Here is a 24308-nt window from a genome sequence, read left to right as displayed (position 1 = left end):
ATATTTACTAACATATTGACCCTAAATAATATTTAAGTGGATTTGTCTCTAGCCAGAGATTTTTAGTGAAAACAAGGCGAGTTATGCGTCAATAGCTCGACTATTGCAAGTAAATTCAACGTAGTTAGCGTTGAAAACAATTGTTTGAGATAGGTTTATTATCCAGAGTTCAGAGCAATTAGATAGCTTCATTTTAGTAGCCCAGCTTTTAAGCTGGGCTTTTTTATTTTATGAGTGTTATATAATACCAATCCACAAAGATAGCTGCGGACGCTTGTTAAGCGTCCTTTATTTTCAATGCTTTAAATGACGAAAACTCACTTGCTAAGTACTTTTGAAATACGTTAATTTATGATTTTAATATTCACATAGGAAGTTAGTGTGCAGTCTATTGTGCAATCAATTCAATTTCAGCAATTCAGTGGCTCTTTACAAGGCCAAGGTCAAAGCAGCTAATGCATCCACAACTTACACTGGCACGTTAACGAAGGTGAGCATTGGTTGCTTCTAGGTGGCAATGGCGCAGGTAAATCAGCATTAACGGCGGCGTTAGTTGGTGAGGCTAAGCATGAAAATGGTCAAAGAGTGTGTACGTTTAAAAAGCTACTGCTTGTTTCATCTGATGCGCAAAAACAGCTATTGAATAAAGAGCTAGAAGAAGAAAAAAATAGCCTAGTAAAAGAGCTTATTATAGATAAAAATTATAATATCGATTTACGTAAGCAGCTTATAAAGCTATTTAAGTTTGATGAATTATTAACTCGACATTTTAGAAAACTTTCAACGGGTGAAACGCGAAAATTTTTATTAATTAAAGCACTTAGCTCAAATGCTGACTTAGTCGTGCTTGACGAGCCTTTTGATGGGCTCGACGTACAATCGTGCCAGCAACTTAATAAAATACTCATAGAGCTTAGTCAAACAATTACTTTTGTTTTTGTACTAAACCGCCTAGACGAAATCCCTTCATTCATTACTCACTATGGCTATGTAAACCAAGGTTGCTTGTTACATACTTTGGCAAAGCCAGACAGTGAGCAATTGAGTGATTTACTAAAACTACTTCATTTAGAACATACCTCATTGGATGTGCCATCTCCTGATACCGAACAAGAGCAAAAGGCATTCACTGGTAATACCTTAGTTAAATTGAGTAATGCTAAAGTTAGTTATAGTGATGTAAGCATATTCAAAAATCTCAATTGGACTATAAAAAAGCATCAGCATTGGCAGCTTAGTGGAGCGAACGGTTCAGGCAAAACATGCTTATTAAATTTAATAACAGGTGATAACCCACAGTGTTATAACAATGACATTGAAGTGTTCGGTTTTAAACGCGGAACCGGGGAGAGTATTTGGGATATAAAACAGCATATTGGTTTTATATCTAACGCGCTACATATGGATTACCGCGTAAGTATATCGGCTTTAAATACTGTTATTTCAGGATTTTACGACAGCATAGGTTTATATCAAAAACCGAGCGACGCACAAATTAATATTGCTAAGCAGTGGCTGGCATTTATTGGTTTAAGTGACAAGCAAAACACCTCATTCACCCAGCTATCGTACGGCGATCAGCGTATGTTATTAATTGTGCGGGCCATGGTAAAACATCCAACGTTACTTATTTTAGATGAGCCTTGCTTAGGCTTAGATGAAGCAAACAGGCAGCGTGTACTGCTACTAATAGAGAAAATTTGTGCTGCCAATACAAGTACTGTGATTTATGTAAATCATCATGCGGCAGACAAAATTAAAGGAATAGAGAATTACTTAAAAATGGAAGACTTTCATTAAAAGCTTAGAGAAAGGTTGAGCGAGAATTCACTCAACCCATTTTTATTTTAAAGACGAGTAACGCTAAAGCCTTTATCTCGAAGCTGTTTAAGTAACCCGTGTTTTTCAGGTAAATGCAGAGCGCCTACAGCAATAAATAGCTGCTCGTTTGCTAAACGCGGTGTGAGTTGTTTAACCCAATTATTATTGCGGTTAGTTAGCATTACTTGCTCGCTAATTTCACCGTAATTACTGTCATCAAAACTCATGTTGTAGTAATCGGTTAGTGTGTCCATGTCACCGCTTTTCCATGCATTAACTAACTTGATAAAGTAAGTATTAATATCGGCTAGTTGCTCAAAGGTTTCTTCAATCATTTCATTGCTTAATAGCGCCATACCATCAAACATTTGTAGTTGTTGCTCTAGGGTTTCAAGCTCGCCAATTTTAATATTATGCTCTTTAGCATAACTAAGCACTTGCTTGTCTATGCCGGTTTTATCTGAATATCCTGCATTTTGAAATTCAATTTGCATCATAGTCACCATAACAGCCCAAGGCTTTAAGCCATTAAACATAGCAATATCAATCGACTTTTTAGCAAAGTAATCTTTTAGCTTGGTATAATTTTGCTTTGAAAGCTCAGTTTGCAGTGTTTTACCGTCACTTAGCATCATAAATGGCATTGAGCGCTGTTGCATTTCAAGTGGTGTAAGTTTGCTTATATCAACTTCAACAATCACTTCTTTGCTTGCACTAATTGCATCGGTTACATTTTTAGGTAAGCCTTTCATGCTGGCATCACCAACGTGTACAGTGCCAAATAGGTAAGAACTGACGCCATTTTTTTCTATTTTATATAAGGCGGGAGCTGCGTAGCTGTTAAGGCTAAATGTTATAAGTAACGCCACAATAAAAAAGTGGCTAATACGGGTAAGAGCATTCATGGTTTGTCCTTAAAATCTCAAAATTAGTAGTGTAAATACTAACCTAAATTTACTTCAGAGGTAACGTTAATATAAACGTTAACGTATTGTTTTCGGTATTACTGGCCGTAATAGTAAAGCCATTTAAGTTACATAAGCTCTGTACAATTGATAATCCTAAACCATGGCGCTGATTATTAGTTCTAGATGAATCTAGCTGATAGAGCGGGTCAAAAATAGCAGTGAGCTGTTCATCACTTAGTGGTTTATTTACTTTGTTACTAACAGAGATGGTCATGTTTGTGCTGTTATTTACGGCAGTTAATTTAATTGGCGCCTCAGGAAGTCCATAAAATAGTGCGTTATCGATTAAGTTACATAAAATGGTATTTAAACTAAATTCGTCAGCATTAAGCGTAAGTTCGCCACTTATTTCGTTATTTAAACGCATTTTGATACTTGGATGCTTAAAGGTCAGCTCATCAATAATTTGATTTACTAAGTTATTTAGAGTGATATTTTGCGCATTCAATTGCATAGCACTACTACTTGAGCGCTGCAATAATAAGAGGTTGTTAACAATCGTTTTCATACGCTGTGAAATACTAAGTACATCACTTGTATAGGTGTCGCTAATACGTTTATCGTCAGGGTAGCGAATAGCCACCTCTGAGAGGCTTATGAGTTCAGCTATTGGGGTTTTTAGCTCGTGTGCAATGTCGCTTGTTAGGCGTTTTTCATTACTATAGAGTTGCTGATTAACGGTAATAAACTTATTTAGCTCGTTACGTATAGGTTCTATTTCTTCTACTTTAAAGTCGCTTTCTATTGTTTGCGCAACACCGGTAATATCGAGTAACTTAATTTGGTCGTTTAAATTGTGTAGAGGGTGCAGGCCTTTATTTACAATACGTGTCACTAAATAGCGCACACCAAACACACCAAGTACACAGGTTAAAATAAAGACCACATCAATAATAATCAGTACTTTATTAAGCTCAGAGGTGGGCGCTGCAATTGCAAGCGTCATGGTATTAAAAACAGCAGAGTGAGTGGGGTTTCTATCATCTTTTTGGGCTACAAAGTGACTTATAAGTGCGCGACCATCACGCCCGTTAGGAAGCTCGTAATCTATGATTTTAGATTCGTTTATCGGCATTTCTAAAAAAGGCAGGTTAGCATTTTCATAAAGCGCTAATGAGTCCGAGCGCTCAAACACATCACGGCCATGCCATAATTGGTAAAACTCCGTGGCATCGGCTGCTTCATATTCCGACATAAACTCACCAGCAAAATCAAATTCAACCACGTTGTTGTCATCTTCAACTAAGGTTTTTAAGTAGTTAGCTTTATTAGTTAAAGACTGATTGAACTGATCTTCCACCCAAGTATCAACACTTAAATCAACGGTTAAAAATATGGTGAACAAAATAACTGAGATCACAGCGCTAATATTATTAACGAGTTTACGTTTTATTGAGTGATTTTTATTTTGTTGTTGCGACATAACCAAATCCACGTTTATTTTTTATCGGGAGCTCGCCATCAAACTGTCTTACTTTTTTACGTATAGTTGAGATGTGTGCTTCAAGCGCATTTTTAGAGAGCATATCAAACTGACCTACCACCGCTTCACTTATAAGTTCAAGCCCCAATACTCGCTCTGGGGCGTTAAATAAGCATTCTATTATTTTGTATTCATTACGCGTGAGCTCAATAGCATGTTGCTTGTAGTGAAGAGTTTTAAGGGAGAGATCTAATACGCAATCACCTACGGTTAGGGTATTTTGTTGGTTTTGCAGTGAACCACGACGAAGTAATGCAAGGACACGAGCATGGAGTTCTTCAAACGAAAATGGCTTAGTTAAATAATCGTCAGCGCCTTTCATAAGGCCGTTAATTTTATCTTGAGGCTCACTTCGTGCCGATAAAATTAGCACACGGCTTTGGCTATTACTGCTGCGCAGTGCTTGTAAAATACTCATGCCATCAACGCTCGGTAGCATTAAATCAAGTACGAGGAGGTCGTAGTTTCCACTCAGTGCCATACTCAACCCTTCTGAGCCATCACCAGTTTCATCTACGGTAAAACCAAGGTTGCTAAGGCCAACTTGCAAGCTGCGTCTTAGTGCTTCAGAGTCTTCAATAACGAGGATTTTCATGTTTACTCGGTTTATAAAAATAGCCTTGTTACTTTAACAAGGCTTTATTATCAAGTCACTTGGTTAATGATACCAACCATTTGTGTAGGCTAAATTACCTAAGTTCGCATGGGCTAGGGCTTTTTTTACTAGTTGCTCATCGTTTTCACATGGCACAAGCTGGTTATTGCTATACGTATAGGTGGTTGCTGGTTTTTGTGGTTGTAACACCACCACTTTATTATCGTGCATGTAGGCAAAGTTTTTGTCGTATTGCATCATTGCGCGTTGTTTTTTGTCGCTAATTGGCTTTGATAAATCATGACCTATCATTGGGTGCTTACCACTTGCGCCAATTAAAGACAGTAGAGTAACAGGAATATCGAGCTGACTGGCTAGTTGGCTATCTCGTTTATGGGTAATACCTTTTCCAAAAATAACGGCCGGAATTTTAAAGTGATCAACCGGTACTAAATTTGAACCCGATACGCGCGAGTCGTGATCGGCAATAACTATAAATACAGTATCATCCCAGTAGCTCGATTTTTTAGCTTTTTCGATAAAGGTGCCTAGTGCGTAATCGGCATACTTGGCAGCATTATTACGGGTTTGTGTTTGTTTATCGTACAGCGTTATTTTATCGTCAGGAAAGTCATACGGGCTATGATTAGAGCTTGAAAATATAAGGCTAAAAAAGGGTTTGTTTTGATTTTTAAGCTTAGTAAGTTCTATATCGGCTTGGTCGTACAAGTCTTCGTCTGATGCGCCCCACGAGCCATTAAAGTCTATTTTTTTAAAGTTATTTGTATCTACGATACTTTTAAAACCGTTGCCTAAAAAGAAGCTGCGCATGTTATCAAAATGGCTTTCGCCACCATAAATGAACTGCGTGTTGTAATTTTGCTTCGCTAAAAAATCAGCAATGGTAAAAAAGTCGCGTTGTGATTTATCAAGCTTAACAACCGCACGCGAAGGCGTTGGTGTAAACCCTGTAATTACCGCCTCAATTCCACGCACTGAACGTGTACCGGTGGCGTATAAATTATCAAATCCCCAGCCTTGTTTATAAAGGGCGTCTATATTAGGTGTAAGTGGTAAACCGCCAAGCGTGCCTACATAACGAGCACCTAAACTTTCTTGTAAAATAATGACTAGATTTTTGGGTTTACCTGTATTACTTGCGCCATGAAACGTTTTTGTAGGGGCGGTTACATCACTAAATGTGCCTTGCGTATTTTGCATGTTACTACGCACAATACTAAGCAATTCATCGGTGGGCATTTTACCGTAATAGTCTTGGCTTGATTGCTCATTAGAAAGTTGCTTAACTGCAAACGCGACGCTATAAAGTGAGTTAAGGGTTAAGTCGTTAAGTAAGTGATCTGTAGAAAACGAGACCATGGCGGGGTTAAGTGGTCTGTGCCCTAATGAGTTGCGGGCGCCCAAAATAGTTAAGCATACTAAAACGAGCGCTAAAATTGATTGGTTTAAGCCTGTTAGTGATGACTTGCTTTGCCATTGATTGCTAAATACTTTACTTGCAAATTTACAGCTTAAAACAAGTGCTATAACAGCAGTAAATACTTCTACCTTATAGCCTGAAAAAATCATTTTTGAGACTTCTTTAGGGTAAATTAAATATTCTATAAATAAGCGGTTTGGGCGTAAATCGTACTCGTTTATAAACGTAGGCGTAATCACTTCAAAAAAAACAAGTAAAGCAGACATTCCCACTAAATAAATTTTAATGAGGCCGCGTACTTTATTTTGCCAACCTACGCTTTGCATCAGTAAAGTAAGTAGTAATGCGGGCATAATAATGTAGCTTAGAGTGGCTATATCTACTCTTAACCCACCTATAAATATAGATAACCACGCATGCGATCCAAATACACGCTCCCCTTGCCATACACTTAATCCAAAGCGAGCAAGTGTTAAAAAGCTAAGTGCCAAAACAGTAAATACAACAAAAATCCATACAGGGCCAAGTGCATTTTGTATTTTAGGTATAAAAGTTAGCTTTATGCCCATAACACAGCCCACCAAATAAGAGCGGCAATTAGCATAGCTATAAACACGCTTGCAGAGGCTATATCTTTAGCTAGCCCCGAAAGCTCATGGTATTCACTGCCAATTCTATCAACTACAACCTCAACTGCTGTATTTACCAGCTCAGCAAACAATACAAAAAGCAGGCTGGCTATAAGCAGTAATTTATCCTTTAGTGCAATTTCTTGTAGCCACACAAACACACCGAGTAACGAAAACAGTGCTAGCTCTTGTTGGAACGCCGCTTCAAATCGACTCATCCATTTTAAGCCGTTAAAAGAATGGCTTAAGGTAAAAATAAGGCGCATTAAGCCTTGGCGTTTTATAACGGTTTTATTACTCATAGTTTTATTTCGCTTGGTGTTGTTTGGCAGCTAGCAAGTAAATCAAGTGATGCCTGATACGTTTTGCTTTTAATGCCAATTAAATTTAAAAGGGTGTGAAAAATATTGTTGTGTGAGCGTGCAGCAGTGGTGTCTAAATTAGCTAAACAGGTATTAGTAATGCGCTGATTATGCTCATCAGCCCACATATAAAGAGGAACATGCGTTTGTGTGCTAGGTGCAAAGCTATACGGAAAACCATGTAAATAAGCCCCACCTTCGCCAAGTGATTCGCCATGATCGGAGACATATAAAAACTGTTTATCTATGTTGTTTGGCAGTGCTTTTAATTGCTCAATTACCTGGGCGTTAACAAAGTCGCTGTACGCAATTGTGTTGTCGTAGGTATTAACTAATTCATCGAGTGAGCAGTTTTGAATGTCGCTTCTGTCGCACGTGGGCGTAAATTGCTTAAATTTTTCTGGGTAGCGTTTAAAGTAGGTTGGCCCGTGTGAGCCCATCATATGTAGGACAATAACGGTGTTAGCTTGGCTTAAATTAGCGAGTTTGCGTTTAAGTGGAGCAAGGAGTGCTTCATCAAAACAATATTTCCCATCGCAAAGCGCTGATGGGGTGGTTGGGATATCAATATTAACAACACGGGTGCATACGTTTTTACAGCCACTGTTGTTATCAACCCACAGTACGTCGCTGCCAGCTTGTTGTGCTAAGTCAACCAGGTTTTGTTGGTTGTCGGCTGCTAATCGATCAAAGTTATTTTGTGTTTGCAGTGAAAACATACACGGCACAGACACTGCAGTAGCGGTGCCACAAGACGCCACATTATTAAAATACGTTACATTATGCTTTTGTGTATAAGGGTTGGTGTTGCGCTTATAACCTTGATAAGCAAAGTTTTCTGCTCGTGCGGTTTCGCCAACAACCATAACTGTTACGCTGGTGGTGTTAGGCGCAATAAGAGTGGGTGTTGCATCTATATTTTTAAATTCCATATTGGTATACAGCAGCTGATCGCGCATATATTTATAACTGCTAGAGAGGTATTGAAAGGGAATAATTTCTTTTTTCAAAATGCGGTTATTGCGGCCTGTGGCTGCGTAGTCGGCGTAAAAGTTTACGACCACTAAAGCAATTAATGAGCAGCACGCTACAATAAGTTTTATACGACTAATCGCTTCTTGGTGAGGGCGGGTAAAATGTATTTTTACTTTGCTTAATATAAAAACAGGTAGCGCACAAAACAGTAGTAGAAAGCCTATGAGCTGCGGATTTAAATAGCTCAGCGCTTCACTTGAGTCTGTTTCGAACATGTTTTGAATCATCGAATAGTCAAACACGACGCCGTAATTTAATGAGCCGTAAAGCACGGCACTCGAAATTATCAGTAAAAGGTAGTTAATTGGTTTTAGTAACCACCTAACCGACACTATCGAAAAGAAAATAATTAAAAGGCATAACAAAAGTAGCGGGACTGAAAGTAAAAATAGCCATGAAAAAGATGCAAGAGAGGTTATGGCGCTAAACGAACCTTGAATAAAAGGAATGTTTATAACTAAACAGTAATAACAGGCAATCATCACTACAAAGGCATTTGCACTACAGTGAATGTAAAACCGCTTACTACGATTTGGCTTTTTTTGTACTGGTGTTTGGCTAGTTATGTTCATATTTAGGCTCGTTTAAAATAACAACGCCATGCTATGCAACAACACTTAAGAGTCGCTTAAGAGAACCTACGCATTACCTGAAGGTGATAAATAATTTTATTTATAAAAATATTCTCAAAAATTAATCAAACCTTAAATAAGGGATATAAGAATAGTGAATTTCTGAGAATAAAATTAGAGCATAAAAAAACCACTACTAGCTTATATAGTGAATTTTAAAACCTGATAAATTGCCTTTTAGTCTTTTTGTTAGATTAACTTTGGTGTTGACTTAAAGGGCTTAGCGCGGTACTAATATAAAAAGAAAGCGAAGGAATAACCTTCGCGATAATTGAACAAAATTTGGTATTAATTACATGCTTACAAACGCACTTAACCTAGTCCTGATTATTATCGTGGTGATTATTCCCGCGAGGGCTTCGTAGTGCTTTAAAAACTTAAGCATTAAAAAAGCCCTCCGCACTTAACCGTTCGGAGGGCTTTTTAGTTTTAAGGGTAAAATTTGTAATTGGGTTGTCACTGAGGAATGAGGGTTTATTAATGACAGGCGCAGAACTAACAATCGACTTATTGGCCAAACACGGCGTAAATGAAGTATTTGGCTACCCAGGCGGAGCTATTATGCCAATTTACGATGCGCTGTATGGCGCGCCAGTCAAACACTACCTAACTCGCCATGAGCAAGGTGCAGGGTTTGCAGCAGTTGGTTATGCTCGCAGCACACGTAAATTAGGCGTATGTTTTGCAACATCTGGCCCAGGTGCAACTAATTTAATAACCGCTCTTGCTGATGCGATGATGGACTCAGTTCCGTTGTTAGCGATCACCGGCCAAGTGCCTACTGCAGCTATTGGTTCAGATGCCTTTCAAGAAATAGATGTACTAGGTATGTCGCTTTCGTGTACTAAGCACAGCTACATGGTAGAACGAGCTGAAGACTTAGCAGAGATATTACAAGAAGCGATTCATTTAGCGCAAAGCGGCCGCCCTGGTCCTGTACTTGTCGATATCCCAAAAGATATTCAAATGGCGCAAGTCCCTTTTAAACCTTGGCTAGCAGCTGATGAATACTTACCAGAGTTAGATTTAAAGCAAGTTGCTATTGCTAATCAATTGTTGAGTGAGGCTAAACAGCCTGTAGCGTATGTAGGTGGTGGTGTACAAGCCGCTGATGCGCAAGACGAGCTAATGCAATTTTTAAATAAAACGCAGATGCCAGCTGTATCAACACTTAAAGCGTTGGGTAGTGTGTTACCAGATTACGAACATTACTTAGGTATGTTGGGTATGCATGGTGGTCAAGCTGCTAATATCGCAGTGCAAGAATGTGATGTACTTGTATGTATAGGGGCACGCTTTGATGACCGCGTAACAGGTAACTTAGCTAAATTTGCAGCTAAAGCTAAAGTAATCCATTTAGATATCGATGCTGCTGAAGTTGGTAAGCGAAAACCTGCTAAAGCTTCATTAATTGCTGATTTAAAAACGTCGCTACCCGCACTTGAGTGCTTTGTAACACCTAAAGCGTGGTGTGACACAAATAAAGAAATGAATGTTAAGCATGCGTGGCGTTACGACTACCCAGGTGAGAAGGTTTTTGCACCGTACTTATTAAACCAACTAAGCCTTCGCATGCCAAAAACAGGGGTTGTGTGCTGCGATGTTGGTCAACACCAAATGTGGGTAGCACAACACATGAAGTTTACTCACCCGAGTAATCATTTAAGCAGTGGTGGTGCAGGCACAATGGGCTTTGGTTTACCGGCTGCTATTGGCGCACAAGTAGCACGCCCTGATGACTTTGTTATCACTGTATCGGGCGATGGCTCAATAATGATGAATATTCAAGAGTTGGCCACGATTCGCCGTAATAATTTACCTGTAAAAATATTAATTTTAGATAACCAACGTTTAGGGATGGTTCGCCAATGGCAGGAACTGTTTTTTGAAGGGCGTTATTCTGAAACTAACCTGTCGGATAACCCAGACTTTGTGCAATTAGCTGCTGTATTTGGTATCCCAGGGCAAACAATTACTCACGCTAACCAAGTTGATGATGCGATAACTGCATTAGTTAACAGTAAAGGTCCGTACATAGTACATGCCTGTATTGATGATAAAGAAAATGTTTGGCCGCTTGTACCACCTGGGGCTGCTAACGACGAAATGATGACGGAGAAAGCAAAATGAAACATAGCCTAACTATTGCATTAAAAAGCCAAAGTATAGCGGTAGAGCGCTTTTTACGAGTGGTGCGTCATCGTGGTTTTGACCTTACGCATTTTCAGCTCAATATGGACGATGGTTTTTATAATGTAGACATGACGGTAGATAGTGATAAACCAATTCACCTATTAACCAGCCAGCTAAACAAGCTGGTGGATGTAAAAGAAGTCACTTTACAAAATTTACAGCACCAACAGGCTGTGTAATTACGAATTAAAAAATAATTTACGAGTAACTGAGTCACTCGGTTATTCACCAATTTTAGAATGAGGAATGCCCGCTTACATTGCGGCAAAAACTGAGGTAACTATGGCTAAATTAAGAAGTGCAACAACAACTGAAGGACGTAAACGTGCAGGCGCAAGAGCATTATGGCGCGCAACAGGTATGACAGACTCTGATTTTGGTAAACCGATTATTGCCGTAGTTAACTCGTTTACACAATTTGTACCTGGGCATGTACACCTTAATCAGCTTAGTGAGCTTATGGGTGAGACGATAACCCAAGCCGGTGGCGTTCCTAAAGAATTTAATACCATTGCGATTGATGATGGTATTGCAATGGGACACGGCGGTATGCTTTATTCGCTGCCTTCACGCGATTTAATTGCTGACTCGGTTGAATACATGGTAAATGGTCACTGCGCCGATGCGATGATTTGTATTTCAAACTGCGACAAAATCACTCCAGGGATGATGCTTGCAGCGCTACGTTTAAACATACCGGTAATATTTGTATCGGGCGGCCCAATGGAAGCGGGTAAAACTAAACTTGCTAACATCGACATTAAACTTGATTTAGTCGATGCCATGGTTAAAGGCGCTGATGAATCGGTAAGTGATGCAGATTCAGAACAAGTTGAGCGCTCTGCATGTCCAACATGTGGTTCGTGTTCAGGCATGTTTACTGCAAACTCAATGAACTGTTTGTTAGAGGCAATAGGTTTAGCATTGCCAGGTAACGGCACGACGCTTGCGACTCATAAAGACCGTAAACAACTGTATGTTGAAGCGGGGGCTCGTATTGTTGATTTATGTCGTGAGTATTATCAAAAAGATAATCAAGATGTATTGCCACGTGCTATTGCTAACAAAACAGCCTTTATGAATGCAATGGTTGTTGATATTGCAATGGGTGGCTCGTCAAATACGGTATTGCATTTACTCGCTGCAGCGCAAGAAGCGGGCGTTGATTTTGATATGTCGCACATTGATGCGCTTTCTCGTAAAACACCGTTTTTATGTAAAGTGGCACCAGCAACACCAGAGTACCATATTGAAGATGTACACCGTGCAGGTGGCATGATGGCTGTTGTACGCGAGCTTGGTAAAGCGGGCTTAGTTGATATGTCAGTGAATCATGTAGCTGGGTCAACAATGGCTGAGCTTGTTAAAAAATGGGATGCAACAGATCCTACTAACGAAGCTGCGCGCAAATTTTACCGTGCGGGTCCTGCGGGCATTCGTACCACTAAAGCAATGAGCCAAGAGTGTCGTTGGGATGAAGGCGATAATGACCGCGTGAATGGTTGTATTCGAAGCGTTGAACACGCTTTTCGCCAAGACGGTGGTTTAGCTGTGCTTTCGGGTAATCTAGCTGTTGATGGTTGTGTTGTAAAAAGTGCTGGCGTAGTTGATGAAATGCTACATTTTGAAGGCACCGCCATTGTATACGAATCACAAGATGATTCAGTAGAAGGGATTTTAAATAACGAAGTAAAAGCCGGTGATGTTGTTGTTATTCGTTATGAAGGCCCCAGAGGCGGCCCAGGTATGCAAGAAATGCTATACCCAACTAGCTACTTAAAATCAAAAGGCCTAGCTGAAAAATGTGCACTTATTACTGATGGTCGCTTTTCGGGTGGTACTTCGGGTTTATCAATTGGTCATGTGTCACCAGAGGCAGCAAGTGGTGGTGCAATTGCTTATGTTGAAAATGGCGACAAAATCATTATTGATATCGCAACCCGTGAAATTACGTTAGCGTTAAGTGATGAAGAGCTTGAAGCACGTAAACAAAAACAATTAGCACGCGGAAAACTGGCGTACAAACCAGTTGATCGTGAGCGCTATGTCTCGTCTGCTTTAAAAGCATATGCATTACTTGCAACAAGTGCTGATAAAGGCGCAGTGCGCGACTTAGCTAAATTGGAGGCGCTTAGTTAATTATGGTCTCTCAAGAGCTCGATTATTTTCGCGCTATTATTCAAGCAAACATGGAGCCTTTGGCTAAAGTTACTGAGGTCAGCGAAATGGCTGAGCTTGGTGCTAAATTAGGTAACCATGTTTGGTTAAAGCGTGAAGACCAACAGCCCGTGTATTCATTTAAATTACGCGGTGCGTATAACAAATTAAATAAATTACCTAAAGGCTCAGTGGTTATCACTGCTTCTGCGGGTAATCATGCTCAAGGGGTTGCACTAAGTGCTTCTCACTTAGGGCATCAAGCTACAATTGTAATGCCAGTAATAACGCCTGAAATAAAAGTCAGCGCAGTGCGTGCACTTGGCGGTGAAGTTGTGCTACATGGGCATCATTTTGATGCCGCAAAAGCACATGCGCTTGAGCTTACAGAGCAACGAAACGGTATATTTGTTCCACCATTTGATGACCCTGACGTCATTGTTGGTCAAGGCACTGTAGCACGCGAGCTAATGCAGCAATTAAACGAGCTCGATGCGGTGTTTATTCCTGTTGGCGGCGGCGGTTTACTTGCTGGGATGGCGGTTTATATTAAATCGCTGCGTCCAGATATAAAAGTAATTGGCGTAGAAGCCGATGAAAGTGCATGTTTACAAGCTGCACTTAAAGCCGGTAAACCGGTAGAGCTTGATCGCGTTGGCAGTTTTGCCGATGGCGTAGCGGTTAAAATTATTGGCACTGAAACATTTCGCTTAGCGCAAAAGTTTTGTGATGAAGTTATAACCGTTACCAGCGACGAAATATGTGCTGCCATGCAGGATATTTTTGTATCTACCCGTGCAATTGCAGAGCCTTCAGGTGCACTTGCAACGGCAGGGCTTAAAAAGTGGAGCCAACAGTCAGGGTTAAAAGGGTTACATTTAGCGGCTGTGCTTTCGGGTGCTAATTTAAACTTTGATCGCCTGCGTTATGTTGCAGAGCGCACTGCGCTGGGTGAAAAAAACGAAGCGTTATTAGCGGTTACTATTAAAGAAGAAAAAGGCAGTTTTAAACAGTTTTGTGCTTCTTTAGGTGGCCGTGCTATTACTGAGTTTAACTACCGTTATGCAGGACCTGGTGAAGCACAAATATTTGTAGGTATTGCCCTGCGCCAAGGCGAGCAAGAGCTTAATGAGCTAAAGCAAGACTTAACAAATAATGATTACCAATTTTGCGACCTGTCGGATAACGAACTCGCTAAATTACATGTGCGCTATATGGTTGGCGGAAAAGCACCAGAGCAATTACATGAGCGCTTACTTCGCTTTGAATTTCCTGAATATCCAGGTGCGCTTGCACGCTTTTTAGATACTTTAGGTAGTAATTGGAACATTACCTTATTTCATTATCGTAATCACGGTGGTTCTATGGGGAATGTACTGGCAGGTTTTGCTATTGAGCCAAGTCAGTATGAGATGTTTAACGAGCACTTAGATCGTTTAGGCTACAGTGTGCAAGATGAAACACAAAATCCGTGCTTTAGCCAATTTTTAACATCAAAGCCGCAAGCAGAAAAAGCCGAAAAACTCGCCTCAGTATAGTCCTTCTTTAAAGGCAGGCACCTAACTAGGGTGCTTGCTTTATCGCAAATTTTACATATAGTTACAGGTAATCGTCATACTTTTTGAGGGCACTTGGTTGCTATTAAAAGGATTAATTTTTGTATTGTGTTTTTTTTGTAGTCACATAGTGGCGCAAGAATCAGTTACATTACAGCTAAAATGGACGCATCAGTTTCAGTTTGCCGGTTATTATATGGCAGAGCAAAAAGGCTTTTATAATGAAGCAGGCCTTGATGTAACTATAAAACCAGCTAATCCAATGATGCCTGATACTTTTGGTCCTGTTGCCAATGGAGAAGCACAGTTTGGTGTCGGACATTCAGGCATTTTACAGCAACGTATTAATGGACAACCTCTTGTTGCTATGGCTGCCTTATTACAGTTTTCACCTTACTGCTGGATGGTTAAAGACACGTCTGATATTTTTCATCCACGTGACTTTGTTAATAAACGTATCACTGCGGTGAGCAAAAATGATGGTACCGAACTACTTATTATGCTTAAACGCAGTGGCGTTGATGTCGATAAACTCAAACTTTACGATGGCGAAAATCCAGATCAGGCTTGGATTGAAAACAAGCTAGATGCTATGCAAGTGTATGTTACTAACCAGCCGTACTACATGACTCAGCAAGGCGTATCTCACCGGCTTATATGCCCACAGCGTTATGGTATGGATGTATATGGAGATATTTTATTTACCAGCGAAAGTATGCTTAAAAAAAATCCGCAAACGGTGGAAAAGTTTTATCAAGCAAGCCTAAAAGGCTGGCGCTATGCAATGATGAATATGGATGAAGCTATTGCGGTAACCCAGCAAAGATATGCACCGAGTAAAAGTTTTCATCAGCTCGCTTTTGAGGCCGAAGTACTAAGGGATTATATAACGCCACCCACGACCAGTTTAGGGCATATGTCGATAGCAAAATGGCGTTTAATTGCTGATCTATATGCAATTGAGCAAAATGAACTTGATGAGGTGAAAGCGAATTTTATATATAAATATCAAGAACCCGAAAAAGTGCAGTTATCGTGGATGTTAATTGCTGCGATGATTATTAGTATTGTTTCTATTCCTCTGTATTTACGTTTAATATTCAGCAAAAAATAACCACTTAATGAGAGTTCATCGAGCTGGTATAATTAATTGTCTTTTTTATACTTTAAGCAGTTATGACTTTAGCGGAACAATTTTTTGCACTTGATTCATTACTCATGCGTAATCGTCATTATTGGCAGTGCACTGCGTTTGATTTTGACGCGATTCCTTGGGGAGATCTGCAAGACACACTCAATAATCTAACGGATGATCAAGTAATCGCACTTGATAATGATCAAGATAAACTATATCAATTTTTTAGCAATCATATAAACCAACTTGATGAGCTCGCTAATTTATGCGAATTACCTAGCACCGCACACGCGAAAGTTGATTATCCTTTTTGGCTGAGTAACGGCATTAAAGGCCGTAAATTTGAGCAGTTAAAAGATTTTGTATCTGCACTACCTAATACTAAGCAACCAGTTTTAGAATGGTGCGCCGGTAAAGGGCACTTAGGGCGAATGCTTGCGTTTAATGGCGCAAGTAATGTGCATAGTATTGAACTGCAACAAAGCTTATGCGAGCAAGGACAAAAAAGTGTACAGCAACAAGGCTTGGTAATGCACTTTAGCCAAGCAAATGTATTAAAAGACGATATCACTCAATTTTTTAATACAGATATGCATGCTGTAGCACTTCACGCATGTGGAGGTTTACACCAAGCATTTATGCGCCAAGCAAGTTTAGCAAAAGTACAACAAATTAGTTTTTCACCTTGTTGTTATCATTTATTTACGGTTAATGAATACCTTGCAATGAGTGAGGTTGCAAAACAAAGTGGACTAAACCTAACACACCGCGATTTAAAGCTCGCTTTACAAGAAACTGTTACTGCGCCTTCTCGTTTAGAAAAAGTGCGCAAAACAGAACTAGAATGGCGACTCGGTTTTGATGCACTAAGAAAGTCGATTACTGGCGAACAACACTACGTAAGTGTTCCTTCGGTTAATAAAGCTATATTCTCAGATTCGTTTAAATCATTTTGCGGATGGGCAGCAGAAAAAAAGACACTAAACATACCTCAAGATACTGATTACAATAAATATTTATCTATTGGGCAGGCTCGAAAAAAAATAACTGATCGCGTTGAACTGGTTCGACATGTGTTCAGAAGGGCAATTGAGGTTTGGCTTGTGCTCGATCGTGCTTTATATTTGCAACAGCAAGGCTATCAAGTAAGCGTTAAAACGTTTTGTGAAAAGCAGTTAACGCCTCGCAATATTTTGATTCTTGCTAATATCCACTAAATTTCCGCCCTCGACTTAATAAGAGATGCAATGAGAAAGTTAAAAAATTTATTCGATAACAATAAACGTTGGGCTGCTCGTACAAGTGAAGCAGACCCTGAGTTTTTTAAAATTTTATCTATGCAACAAAATCCTGAATATTTATGGATTGGTTGCTCAGACTCTCGTGTACCTGCTAATCAAATAGTTGATTTACTACCAGGCGAATTATTTGTACATCGTAACGTTGCTAACGTGGTTGTACATACCGATCATAACTGTTTATCGGTTATGCAGTACGCTGTAGAGGTTTTAAAAGTAAAACATATCATGGTTGTGGGGCATTACGGTTGTGGTGGCGTACAAGCCGTTTTAAGCAATGCAAAGTTTGGCTTTATTGACAACTGGCTACGCCATGTAGGGGATGTAAAAGAAAAGCACCTTGAACAACTTGACGCAATGCCAGAAAGTGAACGATTAAGCCGCCTTATTGAGCTAAATGTAATAGAGCAAGTACGTAATGTATGCCGTACTAATATAGTGCAAGATGCGTGGGAGCGTGGCCAAGAGCTAAGCGTTCATGGTTGGGTGTATGGTTTAGAAAACGGGCATCTTCATGATCTAGAATCTGTAGTGACGTGCGCGAGCGAAGAAACGCAAAGCTATAAAAGAGCAGTACAACACGTACTTAATAAAGTGGGTGAGAGTAAATAAATTCATGACTAAAACGGCGGTATTAATTGGTGCTACAGGTTTGGTCGGTAATGAGTTGCTCCATAAGCTACTTAATAGCGAGCATTATACCAAAGTGGTTACGTTGAGCCGTCGGGCTTTGCCTATTTTACACGCAAAGCTAGTTAATCATGTTATTGATTTTGAAAAATTAACTCAATACGTTGAGCTGTTTAAAGGTGATGTATTGTTTTCGTGTTTGGGCACCACCCGTAAGCAAGCTGGATCGATACAAGCTCAGCGTAAAGTTGATTTTGATTATCAGTTTATAGCGGCGCAGTTAGCGGCATGTAATGGGGTTACGCATTATTGTTTAGTGTCATCAAGCGGGGCGAACACGCACAGCAATAGCCCTTATTTAAAAATGAAGGGTGAGCTTGAGCAGCATATAAAAGCACTCGCTTTTGATAAAGTAAGCATTTTTCAACCGTCTTTATTGTTAGGTGATCGTGAGCAATTTAGAGTGGCAGAAAAAATAGGCAGTATTATTTTTCCTGTTATTACACGACTTCCATTTTTAAAGCGTTACAAACCAATAACTGGCGAGCAAGTTGCGCAAAAAATGCTGAGTGTGAGTTTAGCGCAACAGACTAAGTTATTTTATTACGTACTTGATGAGCTATTTGAATAAACTTAGTAAAACGCAAAAGGCAGCCTAAGCTGCCTTTGTAATTATTCAGTATCAGTCTCAGTGCTAAGTTGTTGCTCAAGCAATGCAACTTTAGCTTCAAGTTCGGTTAACTTTTCGCGAGTACGAATAAGTACTTGGCTTTGCACATCAAATTCTTCACGGCTCACAAAGTCCATCTCAGCAAGCTTGTTTTGTAAAACTTGCTTTGTTTTACCTTCGAGTGTGTCTGCTAGGTTTTTTACACCTTGTGGCATATTGCTAGTAATTTGCTTAGCAATTTCTTCAAGTTTTGCTGGGTTGATCATATTTGTCCCTTCGGCATTGCCTAAATGATAATAACTAATATTACCTTATACCCACGGTATTTAACACATGATCATCTTTACCTTAATTAATTAAGGCAATTGCTATGCTCGCAGTAATGGTTACGTTAAAATTGTGCGTCTTTTAAATTTCTTTGGTCGTTATGAAACTCAATCCTAAACAAGATGAAGCCGTAAAATATATTAGTGGTCCATGCTTAGTACTCGCAGGCGCAGGCTCTGGTAAAACCCGTGTTATTACGAATAAAATCGCTTATTTAGTGAAAAAATGTGAGTACAAAGCGCGAAATATAGCCGCCGTTACTTTTACCAATAAAGCAGCTAAAGAAATGCGTGAGCGAGTACTGCAAACGCTCGGTAAGCAAGACGCTAAAGGTTTATGGGTATCAACGTTTCATACACTCGGTTTAGAAATAATAAAAAAAGAATTAAGCACATTGGGGTTTAAACCTGGCTTTTCGTTATTTGATGATCAAGATACTAATCAGCTTCTTAGTGAGCTCACCGAAGACGAACTAAAAAAAGACAAAGACCTACTCAAACTACTTAAAATGGAAATTGGTAGTTGGAAAAACGAATTAGTACTGCCAGAGCAAGCAATACGTGAAGCGCGCGATGCGCAAAAAGCCTTGTTTGCACAGCTTTATGCTCGCTATCAAAATCAGCTACGTGCATATAACGCACTGGATTTTGATGATTTAATTATGATCCCTACCTTGTTACTCACTAATAATGCCACTTCCCGTGAGCGTTGGCAGCAACGCTTTAAATATTTGCTGGTGGATGAGTATCAAGATACCAATACAAGCCAATATCAACTTGTTAAATTGCTAGTAGGCGAGCGTGCCCGTTTTACCGTGGTAGGTGATGACGACCAATCAATTTATTCTTGGCGTGGTGCACGTCCGCAAAACTTAGTGTTATTAGGTAAAGACTACCCAGGGCTCAGACTAATAAAGCTTGAGCAAAATTATCGAAGTGCAGGGCGAATACTAAAAGCGGCTAACATTTTAATTGCGAATAACCCACATGACATAGAGAAAAAGTTATTTAGTGAACTAGGTTATGGTGAGCCGATTAAAGTAATAGGGTGCCGCGATGAAGAGCATGAATCTGAGCGCGTAGTTGCTGAAATAATCTCACATAAGTTTATGAAGCGAACCAGCTATAAAGATTACGCGATTTTATATCGTGGTAATCATCAAGCACGTGGCTTTGAAAAATCACTAATGAGTAACCGTATCCCTTATAAAATTAGTGGCGGTATGTCGTTTTTCGCTCGCTCAGAAATTAAAGATATTATGGCGTATTTACGTTTGCTAGTTAATCAAGATGATGACAATGCTTTTTTACGTATCGTAAATACACCGCGACGCGAAATAGGTACGGTTACCCTTGAAAAGCTTGGTACGCTTGCTAATGAAAAACATGCGAGCTTGTTTGCTACTTGCTTTGATAACGATTTAGGCTACAGATTAAAAGGGCGTGGCTTTAATGCGCTTGCTGGGTTTGCTCGTTGGGTTGTTGAGCTATCTGATAACGCGGTACGAAGCGACACGCTCGAAGCAGTTAAAGACTTGGTGCGTAATATTAACTACGAGGCGTATTTGTACGAGTCGTCCCCTAGCGCAAAAGCCGCTGAAATGCGCATGAAAAACGTATCCGAGCTATATCGTTGGATCACCGATATGTTGACCGGTGATGCCGATAACGAACCAATGACATTGGCTGAGGTTGTTAGTAAGCTAACCCTTCGCGATATGCTTGAGCGTAACGAAGAAGAAGATGAAACTGATGCAGTGCACTTATCAACACTACATGCATCAAAGGGCTTAGAGTACCCATACGTATTTATGGTGGGTATGGAAGAGGGCTTACTTCCGCATCAGGTCAGTATTGATGAGGACAACGTAGATGAAGAGCGCCGCTTAGCTTATGTTGGTATTACTCGTGCTCAGCAGGAGTTAACACTTACTTATGCAAAAAATCGTCGTCAATTTGGTGAAACCTCACAAACTGAGTTAAGCCGATTTGTACAAGAGTTACCGCAGGACGATCTCGCGTTCGAAAACAAAAAGGCGCCAAATACGCAAGCAGAGCGCATGGAAAAAGGCCAAGCAAGAGTCGCTAATTTACGGGCTATGTTTAATAAAAAACCTGAGTAATTAACTACTATAAAGGGTAATTACTTAGCTGAGCTGTGATTGCGTTGTGCTTGTTGGAGATTGCTCAGCGCAAACAAGAGAATGTTGTTTACCGACAAAAAAAGCTAAACCGTGTTTATCTAATAATGTTCTAAAGTTGAGTATTGAAGGGCCCTTGGCTATTACCTTTATTGTTTTAAGTTTAGTTATTGCTAATACACCTTGTAACTGAAAATCATAGCTTTCCTGCTGTAGAATACGCTTGCTAAACGTTGAACTTAGTAATAAATAGTCGAAGTTAACGTCGGTTAATAAATTAAGTTCACATCTATCTCTAGCAAAATTGTTTAATCCAATAGAGTAGCCAAGATGGGGAAGTTTTTTTAGATTTTCGAGTTGTGTAGCACATGCATGGCGAATTTCTTGTTCATCAAATAATAGACAAAGCTGGCTTTGGCCAATTTGTTTGCTCAGTACTTCGGTGAATAAAGTAAATTCATGAGGCTCTAATAACAGGCAAGAGCAGGGCACAAGTGCCATGCTTACATTAGCTTCAAGCGCTTGTGCATAAGCTCGTTGTAGTAGCTGTAATTCTACCTCAAGATGCTGTTCTTTGTCGGATGCAAACTTTTTCAAAATATCAAAGCTAGTAAAACCAAGTATTGGGTGTTCACCAAATGCTTCAAATAATGATTCAGATTGATGTTGCTCATCTAAGGTAATAATTTCTGAGCTTCTAAAGCTCATTGGTAATGCATCTAAATGATGCAATATATGTAATTCTTGCTGTGATACTGATTGTGACAGGAGTGGATGAAATAACTCGTAGCGATTTCGGCCCGAATTTTTTGCATAATACATAGCTGCATCAGCATCGCGAATAATTTCGTCTGTGTGTGTATAGTCGTGCTTTGAGTAGGTTATTCCTATACTCGCGCCGCTTTGAAGAGAGGTACCTTTTAAACTAAATGGTTTCTTCATTAAATCAATAATACGATTTGCAACGTCTTCCGCTTGCTGTGGCTCGGTTAAATGCGTTAATAAAATAACAAATTCATCCCCGCCTAAGCGAGCAAGTAAATCGTGCTCGCGTATGCACTGAGAAAATAGCTCTGCGACACTAATTAAAAATTGATCACCGGCATGATGTCCTAACTGGTCGTTTATATCTTTAAATTTGTCTAAATCTATAAATAACACAGCAAAATGATGTTCAGGAAAGCGTTGAAAATGTTGTAGCGTTTTTTCTAGTTGTGTTAAAAATAAACTACGATTAGGCAAACTAGTGAGAGAGTCATGATGTGCATCATGATAAAGCTGCTGTTCTATTTTTTTTCGCTCTTCCATTTGCATTTGTAAATGTAAATTAGTTTGACGTAACTCTTTCGTTTTTTCGCTCACCCGAAACTCTAGCTCTTGGTGGCTTTTTTTTATTGATTGGTTAGCTAGTTTGGTTTGCAATACAGCTGCAATTTGATGCGATACAAAGGTGATAAGTTCGCAATCATCTTGGTTAAAAATATGTTTGTTGTAATAGGCTTGGCAAACAATTAAACCCATAACTCCTTGCGAGGTCTTTAGTGGAGCACCCAACCAACTGGTGGCCATTTGCTCTTTTTTTACTGGTTTAGCTCGTTGTACTACGCCTTTCTCTATTAATTTTTTTGCTCTGCACGGATGTATAAGTTGTGTTTCTTCGGTGCTTATAACTAGCTCACTATAGCCTTTAGCAAAGCGTCTTGGTTGCGTATTATCTTTAAATTCATCAACACAATAAGGAAAGCTGATCCAGCCAGATTCTTTATCATAAAGTGCAATATATAAATTTTCTGCATAGGTAATTGTTTTTATTATTTCATGTATTTTAATGTAAGCATCGTTAAGGTTTTTAGCTTGAGTCGCTAATTCTGAAATTTTAAATAGAATTTGTTGACGTTGAAGTGCGCGTTTTCGTTGCTCTATTTCTAGGTTTAATGCGTCATTACTCTGAGTGAGTGCACGGGTACGAATTTTAACTTCTGATTCTAATAGCTCTCGTTTTTTAACGCGCTCTATTGCTGTTGCTAAGTAAAGTGACATAACCTCAAGCAATTGTATTTGCTGGTCACTGTAACCTTTTCGAGTATCGTAACTTTGTGCAGCGAGCACACCAATGATATTTCTTTCCTGATAAACAGGTACGCCAACCCAATGCTCGGCGGGGGTGCCTAATGCTTTAAATAAACCTTTTGCAGCTGCGTCTTGCATTTGCTGCTTAGTAAAACAGGTTGTTTTGCCTTGTTTAAATACATAGCCAGTCGCGCCTTCATCAAAGCTGTTTGTTTGGTTGAGTGCAACTGCAATTCCATCTTTTTCATCTGAAAAGTAAGAAAGCTCTAATGATTGTGTGTCTTGATTCGATAAAACGACATAAAAACTTTTACTAGGCACATATTTTTGTAAAATGTCATGGATAGCGGGATATAACAGAGTTAACTCAGCAACAGTACTAGCTTGCTCTGATAGTTGGATCAGCGCATTTTGTAGGTGATGGGATTGTTTGTACTTTTCGAGTAGCACTTTAAGGCGCTTGTTTTGATACGCTAACTTACTCGATGCTGAGAGTTTATCTTCCAATGACGTTAACCGACTATTATTATTGTATAGTTATTAGCCTTATAATTTCATTTTTAGCGGCGATCGTCAAGTGGATATTACCCTAATTAAGGCGCTAAAAGCGTTAAAAAGGTATTAAAAAAGGCTTACCCATAGGTAAACCTTTTTTATTTTACAAATACTTATTTAGATGTCATAAAATCGATTGCAGCGCTTATCTCATCATCAGAACAATCCATACAAGTGCCTTTTGGCGGCATTGCATTAAAACCATTAATTGCATGCCCAAGTAAAGTGTCTTTACCTTTAGCTATGCGTGGAGCCCAATCGTCAGCTGACTTTGGCGCGCCTAGTGCACCAGTGCCATGACATGCAAAACATGCCCCCTGATATACTTGCTCACCAGAACGTGGGCCTGTAGGTACTGCAGCAACAGCTGCTTTATCACCTTCAAGATACACAGCACCAACCGGCGCGAGACGTTTTTTAATTGCATCTTCAGTCATAGAGTTATCATATGGCTGTGCGTATGCGGTGGTTGCTAGCAATAATAATGCAGCAGCTGTTAATTTTTTCATTTTGCCTTGCTCACTTCGATTTGAACGTGATCAATCACGATATAGATGACGGAAATTAAACCGATTATAACTCTCTGAGCCAATTTATAAAATGCTAAGAGA

General features: G+C 39.6%; 18 protein-coding genes and 1 pseudogene. 10 read left to right on the top strand and 9 right to left on the bottom strand.

From position 1 onward, the window contains the following. Positions 1 to 393 precede the first annotated feature (393 nt). Positions 394 to 1800, top strand: a pseudogene (locus tag D172_RS16165) (ATP-binding cassette domain-containing protein). 47 nt (positions 1801 to 1847) lie between these two features. Here D172_RS16165 and D172_RS16160 read toward each other — a convergent pair. The 6 genes from D172_RS16160 to D172_RS16135 all read right to left on the bottom strand — a co-directional run bounded on the left by D172_RS16160 (position 1848) and on the right by D172_RS16135 (position 8906). After that, positions 1848 to 2726, bottom strand: a complete 879-nt coding sequence (locus D172_RS16160) for a TraB/GumN family protein (RefSeq protein ID WP_033038531.1) — start codon at positions 2724 to 2726, stop codon at positions 1848 to 1850. Positions 2727 to 2775: 49 nt separating this feature from the next. Then, positions 2776 to 4212 (bottom strand): sensor histidine kinase, encoded by a 1437-nt coding sequence (locus D172_RS16155; RefSeq protein ID WP_007377293.1) that lies wholly within the window; start codon positions 4210 to 4212, stop codon positions 2776 to 2778. Then, positions 4193 to 4867: a response regulator transcription factor gene (locus tag D172_RS16150; RefSeq protein ID WP_007377292.1), complete on the bottom strand. Its 675-nt coding sequence runs from the start codon at positions 4865 to 4867 to the stop codon at positions 4193 to 4195. The genes D172_RS16155 and D172_RS16150 overlap by 20 nt, the downstream gene beginning before the upstream one ends. Positions 4868 to 4930: 63 nt before the next feature. Continuing rightward, positions 4931 to 6877 (bottom strand): LTA synthase family protein, encoded by a 1947-nt coding sequence (locus D172_RS16145; RefSeq protein WP_007377291.1) that lies wholly within the window; start codon positions 6875 to 6877, stop codon positions 4931 to 4933. Beyond that, positions 6868 to 7239 (bottom strand): diacylglycerol kinase, encoded by a 372-nt coding sequence (locus D172_RS16140; protein ID WP_007377290.1) that lies wholly within the window; start codon positions 7237 to 7239, stop codon positions 6868 to 6870. Before D172_RS16140 ends, D172_RS16145 begins: the two co-directional genes overlap by 10 nt. Then, positions 7236 to 8906 carry a phosphoethanolamine transferase gene (locus tag D172_RS16135; protein WP_007377289.1) on the bottom strand — a complete coding sequence of 557 codons (1671 nt, stop codon included), beginning with the start codon at positions 8904 to 8906 and terminating at the stop codon, positions 7236 to 7238. The genes D172_RS16140 and D172_RS16135 overlap by 4 nt, the downstream gene beginning before the upstream one ends. Positions 8907 to 9446: 540 nt before the next feature. Here D172_RS16135 and ilvG point away from each other — a divergent pair. The 8 genes from ilvG to D172_RS16095 all read left to right on the top strand — a co-directional run bounded on the left by ilvG (position 9447) and on the right by D172_RS16095 (position 18566). After that, complete coding sequence (gene ilvG / locus D172_RS16130) at positions 9447 to 11096, top strand: acetolactate synthase 2 catalytic subunit (RefSeq protein ID WP_007377288.1); 1650 nt, start codon at positions 9447 to 9449, stop codon at positions 11094 to 11096. Then, complete coding sequence (ilvM, locus tag D172_RS16125) at positions 11093 to 11338, top strand: acetolactate synthase 2 small subunit (protein WP_007377287.1); 246 nt, start codon at positions 11093 to 11095, stop codon at positions 11336 to 11338. The genes ilvG and ilvM overlap by 4 nt, the downstream gene beginning before the upstream one ends. Before the next feature lie 103 nt (positions 11339 to 11441). Further along, complete coding sequence (gene ilvD / locus D172_RS16120) at positions 11442 to 13298, top strand: dihydroxy-acid dehydratase (protein ID WP_033016146.1); 1857 nt, start codon at positions 11442 to 11444, stop codon at positions 13296 to 13298. 2 nt (positions 13299 to 13300) lie between these two features. Continuing rightward, complete coding sequence (gene ilvA / locus D172_RS16115; RefSeq protein WP_007377285.1) at positions 13301 to 14854, top strand: threonine ammonia-lyase, biosynthetic; 1554 nt, start codon at positions 13301 to 13303, stop codon at positions 14852 to 14854. Between the two features lie 97 nt (positions 14855 to 14951). Further along, entirely contained in the window at positions 14952 to 15986 is a 1035-nt protein-coding gene (locus D172_RS16110; RefSeq protein WP_007377284.1) for an ABC transporter substrate-binding protein, read from the top strand. 62 nt (positions 15987 to 16048) lie between these two features. After that, complete coding sequence (locus D172_RS16105) at positions 16049 to 17224, top strand: methyltransferase (protein WP_007377283.1); 1176 nt, start codon at positions 16049 to 16051, stop codon at positions 17222 to 17224. Between the two features lie 30 nt (positions 17225 to 17254). Next, positions 17255 to 17917: a carbonate dehydratase gene (gene can, locus D172_RS16100; RefSeq protein ID WP_007377282.1), complete on the top strand. Its 663-nt coding sequence runs from the start codon at positions 17255 to 17257 to the stop codon at positions 17915 to 17917. A 4-nt stretch (positions 17918 to 17921) separates the two neighbouring features. Beyond that, positions 17922 to 18566 carry an NAD(P)H-binding protein gene (locus D172_RS16095; protein WP_007377281.1) on the top strand — a complete coding sequence of 215 codons (645 nt, stop codon included), beginning with the start codon at positions 17922 to 17924 and terminating at the stop codon, positions 18564 to 18566. 41 nt (positions 18567 to 18607) lie between these two features. Here the strand turns inward: D172_RS16095 and ubiK are convergent, their stop codons facing one another. Then, positions 18608 to 18871, bottom strand: coding sequence for a ubiquinone biosynthesis accessory factor UbiK (ubiK, locus tag D172_RS16090; RefSeq protein WP_007377280.1), 264 nt, complete (start codon positions 18869 to 18871; stop codon positions 18608 to 18610). 161 nt (positions 18872 to 19032) lie between these two features. Between ubiK and rep the strand changes: the two genes are divergently transcribed. After that, complete coding sequence (rep, locus tag D172_RS16085; protein ID WP_007377279.1) at positions 19033 to 21054, top strand: DNA helicase Rep; 2022 nt, start codon at positions 19033 to 19035, stop codon at positions 21052 to 21054. A 24-nt stretch (positions 21055 to 21078) separates the two neighbouring features. On the opposite strand, the gene D172_RS16080 is transcribed toward rep, so the two are convergent. Both D172_RS16080 and D172_RS16075 read right to left on the bottom strand, forming a co-directional pair. Continuing rightward, on the bottom strand, positions 21079 to 23649 hold the full coding sequence (locus D172_RS16080) for a bifunctional diguanylate cyclase/phosphodiesterase (RefSeq protein ID WP_007377278.1): 2571 nt from the start codon (positions 23647 to 23649) through the stop codon (positions 21079 to 21081). Between the two features lie 161 nt (positions 23650 to 23810). After that, positions 23811 to 24206: a c-type cytochrome gene (locus D172_RS16075; RefSeq protein ID WP_007377277.1), complete on the bottom strand. Its 396-nt coding sequence runs from the start codon at positions 24204 to 24206 to the stop codon at positions 23811 to 23813. Positions 24207 to 24308: the final 102 nt, after the last annotated feature.

The organism is Pseudoalteromonas sp. Bsw20308 (genome assembly GCF_000310105.2).
Lineage (GTDB): Bacteria > Pseudomonadota > Gammaproteobacteria > Enterobacterales > Alteromonadaceae > Pseudoalteromonas > Pseudoalteromonas fuliginea.
The sequence above is the reverse complement of the archived record's forward strand: the minus strand, read 5'-3'. Positions and strand labels throughout refer to the sequence as shown.

Coding starts and splice junctions, on each gene's coding strand:
- D172_RS16160 (WP_033038531.1), bottom strand. CDS start 2,726: ATGAATGCTCTTACCCGTATTAGCCACTTTTTTATTGTGGCGTTACTT.
- D172_RS16155 (WP_007377293.1), bottom strand. CDS start 4,212: ATGTCGCAACAACAAAATAAAAATCACTCAATAAAACGTAAACTCGTT.
- D172_RS16150 (WP_007377292.1), bottom strand. CDS start 4,867: ATGAAAATCCTCGTTATTGAAGACTCTGAAGCACTAAGACGCAGCTTG.
- D172_RS16145 (WP_007377291.1), bottom strand. CDS start 6,877: ATGGGCATAAAGCTAACTTTTATACCTAAAATACAAAATGCACTTGGC.
- D172_RS16140 (WP_007377290.1), bottom strand. CDS start 7,239: ATGAGTAATAAAACCGTTATAAAACGCCAAGGCTTAATGCGCCTTATT.
- D172_RS16135 (WP_007377289.1), bottom strand. CDS start 8,906: ATGAACATAACTAGCCAAACACCAGTACAAAAAAAGCCAAATCGTAGT.
- ilvG (WP_007377288.1), top strand. CDS start 9,447: ATGACAGGCGCAGAACTAACAATCGACTTATTGGCCAAACACGGCGTA.
- ilvM (WP_007377287.1), top strand. CDS start 11,093: ATGAAACATAGCCTAACTATTGCATTAAAAAGCCAAAGTATAGCGGTA.
- ilvD (WP_033016146.1), top strand. CDS start 11,442: ATGGCTAAATTAAGAAGTGCAACAACAACTGAAGGACGTAAACGTGCA.
- ilvA (WP_007377285.1), top strand. CDS start 13,301: ATGGTCTCTCAAGAGCTCGATTATTTTCGCGCTATTATTCAAGCAAAC.
- D172_RS16105 (WP_007377283.1), top strand. CDS start 16,049: ATGACTTTAGCGGAACAATTTTTTGCACTTGATTCATTACTCATGCGT.
- can (WP_007377282.1), top strand. CDS start 17,255: ATGAGAAAGTTAAAAAATTTATTCGATAACAATAAACGTTGGGCTGCT.
- D172_RS16095 (WP_007377281.1), top strand. CDS start 17,922: ATGACTAAAACGGCGGTATTAATTGGTGCTACAGGTTTGGTCGGTAAT.
- ubiK (WP_007377280.1), bottom strand. CDS start 18,871: ATGATCAACCCAGCAAAACTTGAAGAAATTGCTAAGCAAATTACTAGC.
- rep (WP_007377279.1), top strand. CDS start 19,033: ATGAAACTCAATCCTAAACAAGATGAAGCCGTAAAATATATTAGTGGT.
- D172_RS16075 (WP_007377277.1), bottom strand. CDS start 24,206: ATGAAAAAATTAACAGCTGCTGCATTATTATTGCTAGCAACCACCGCA.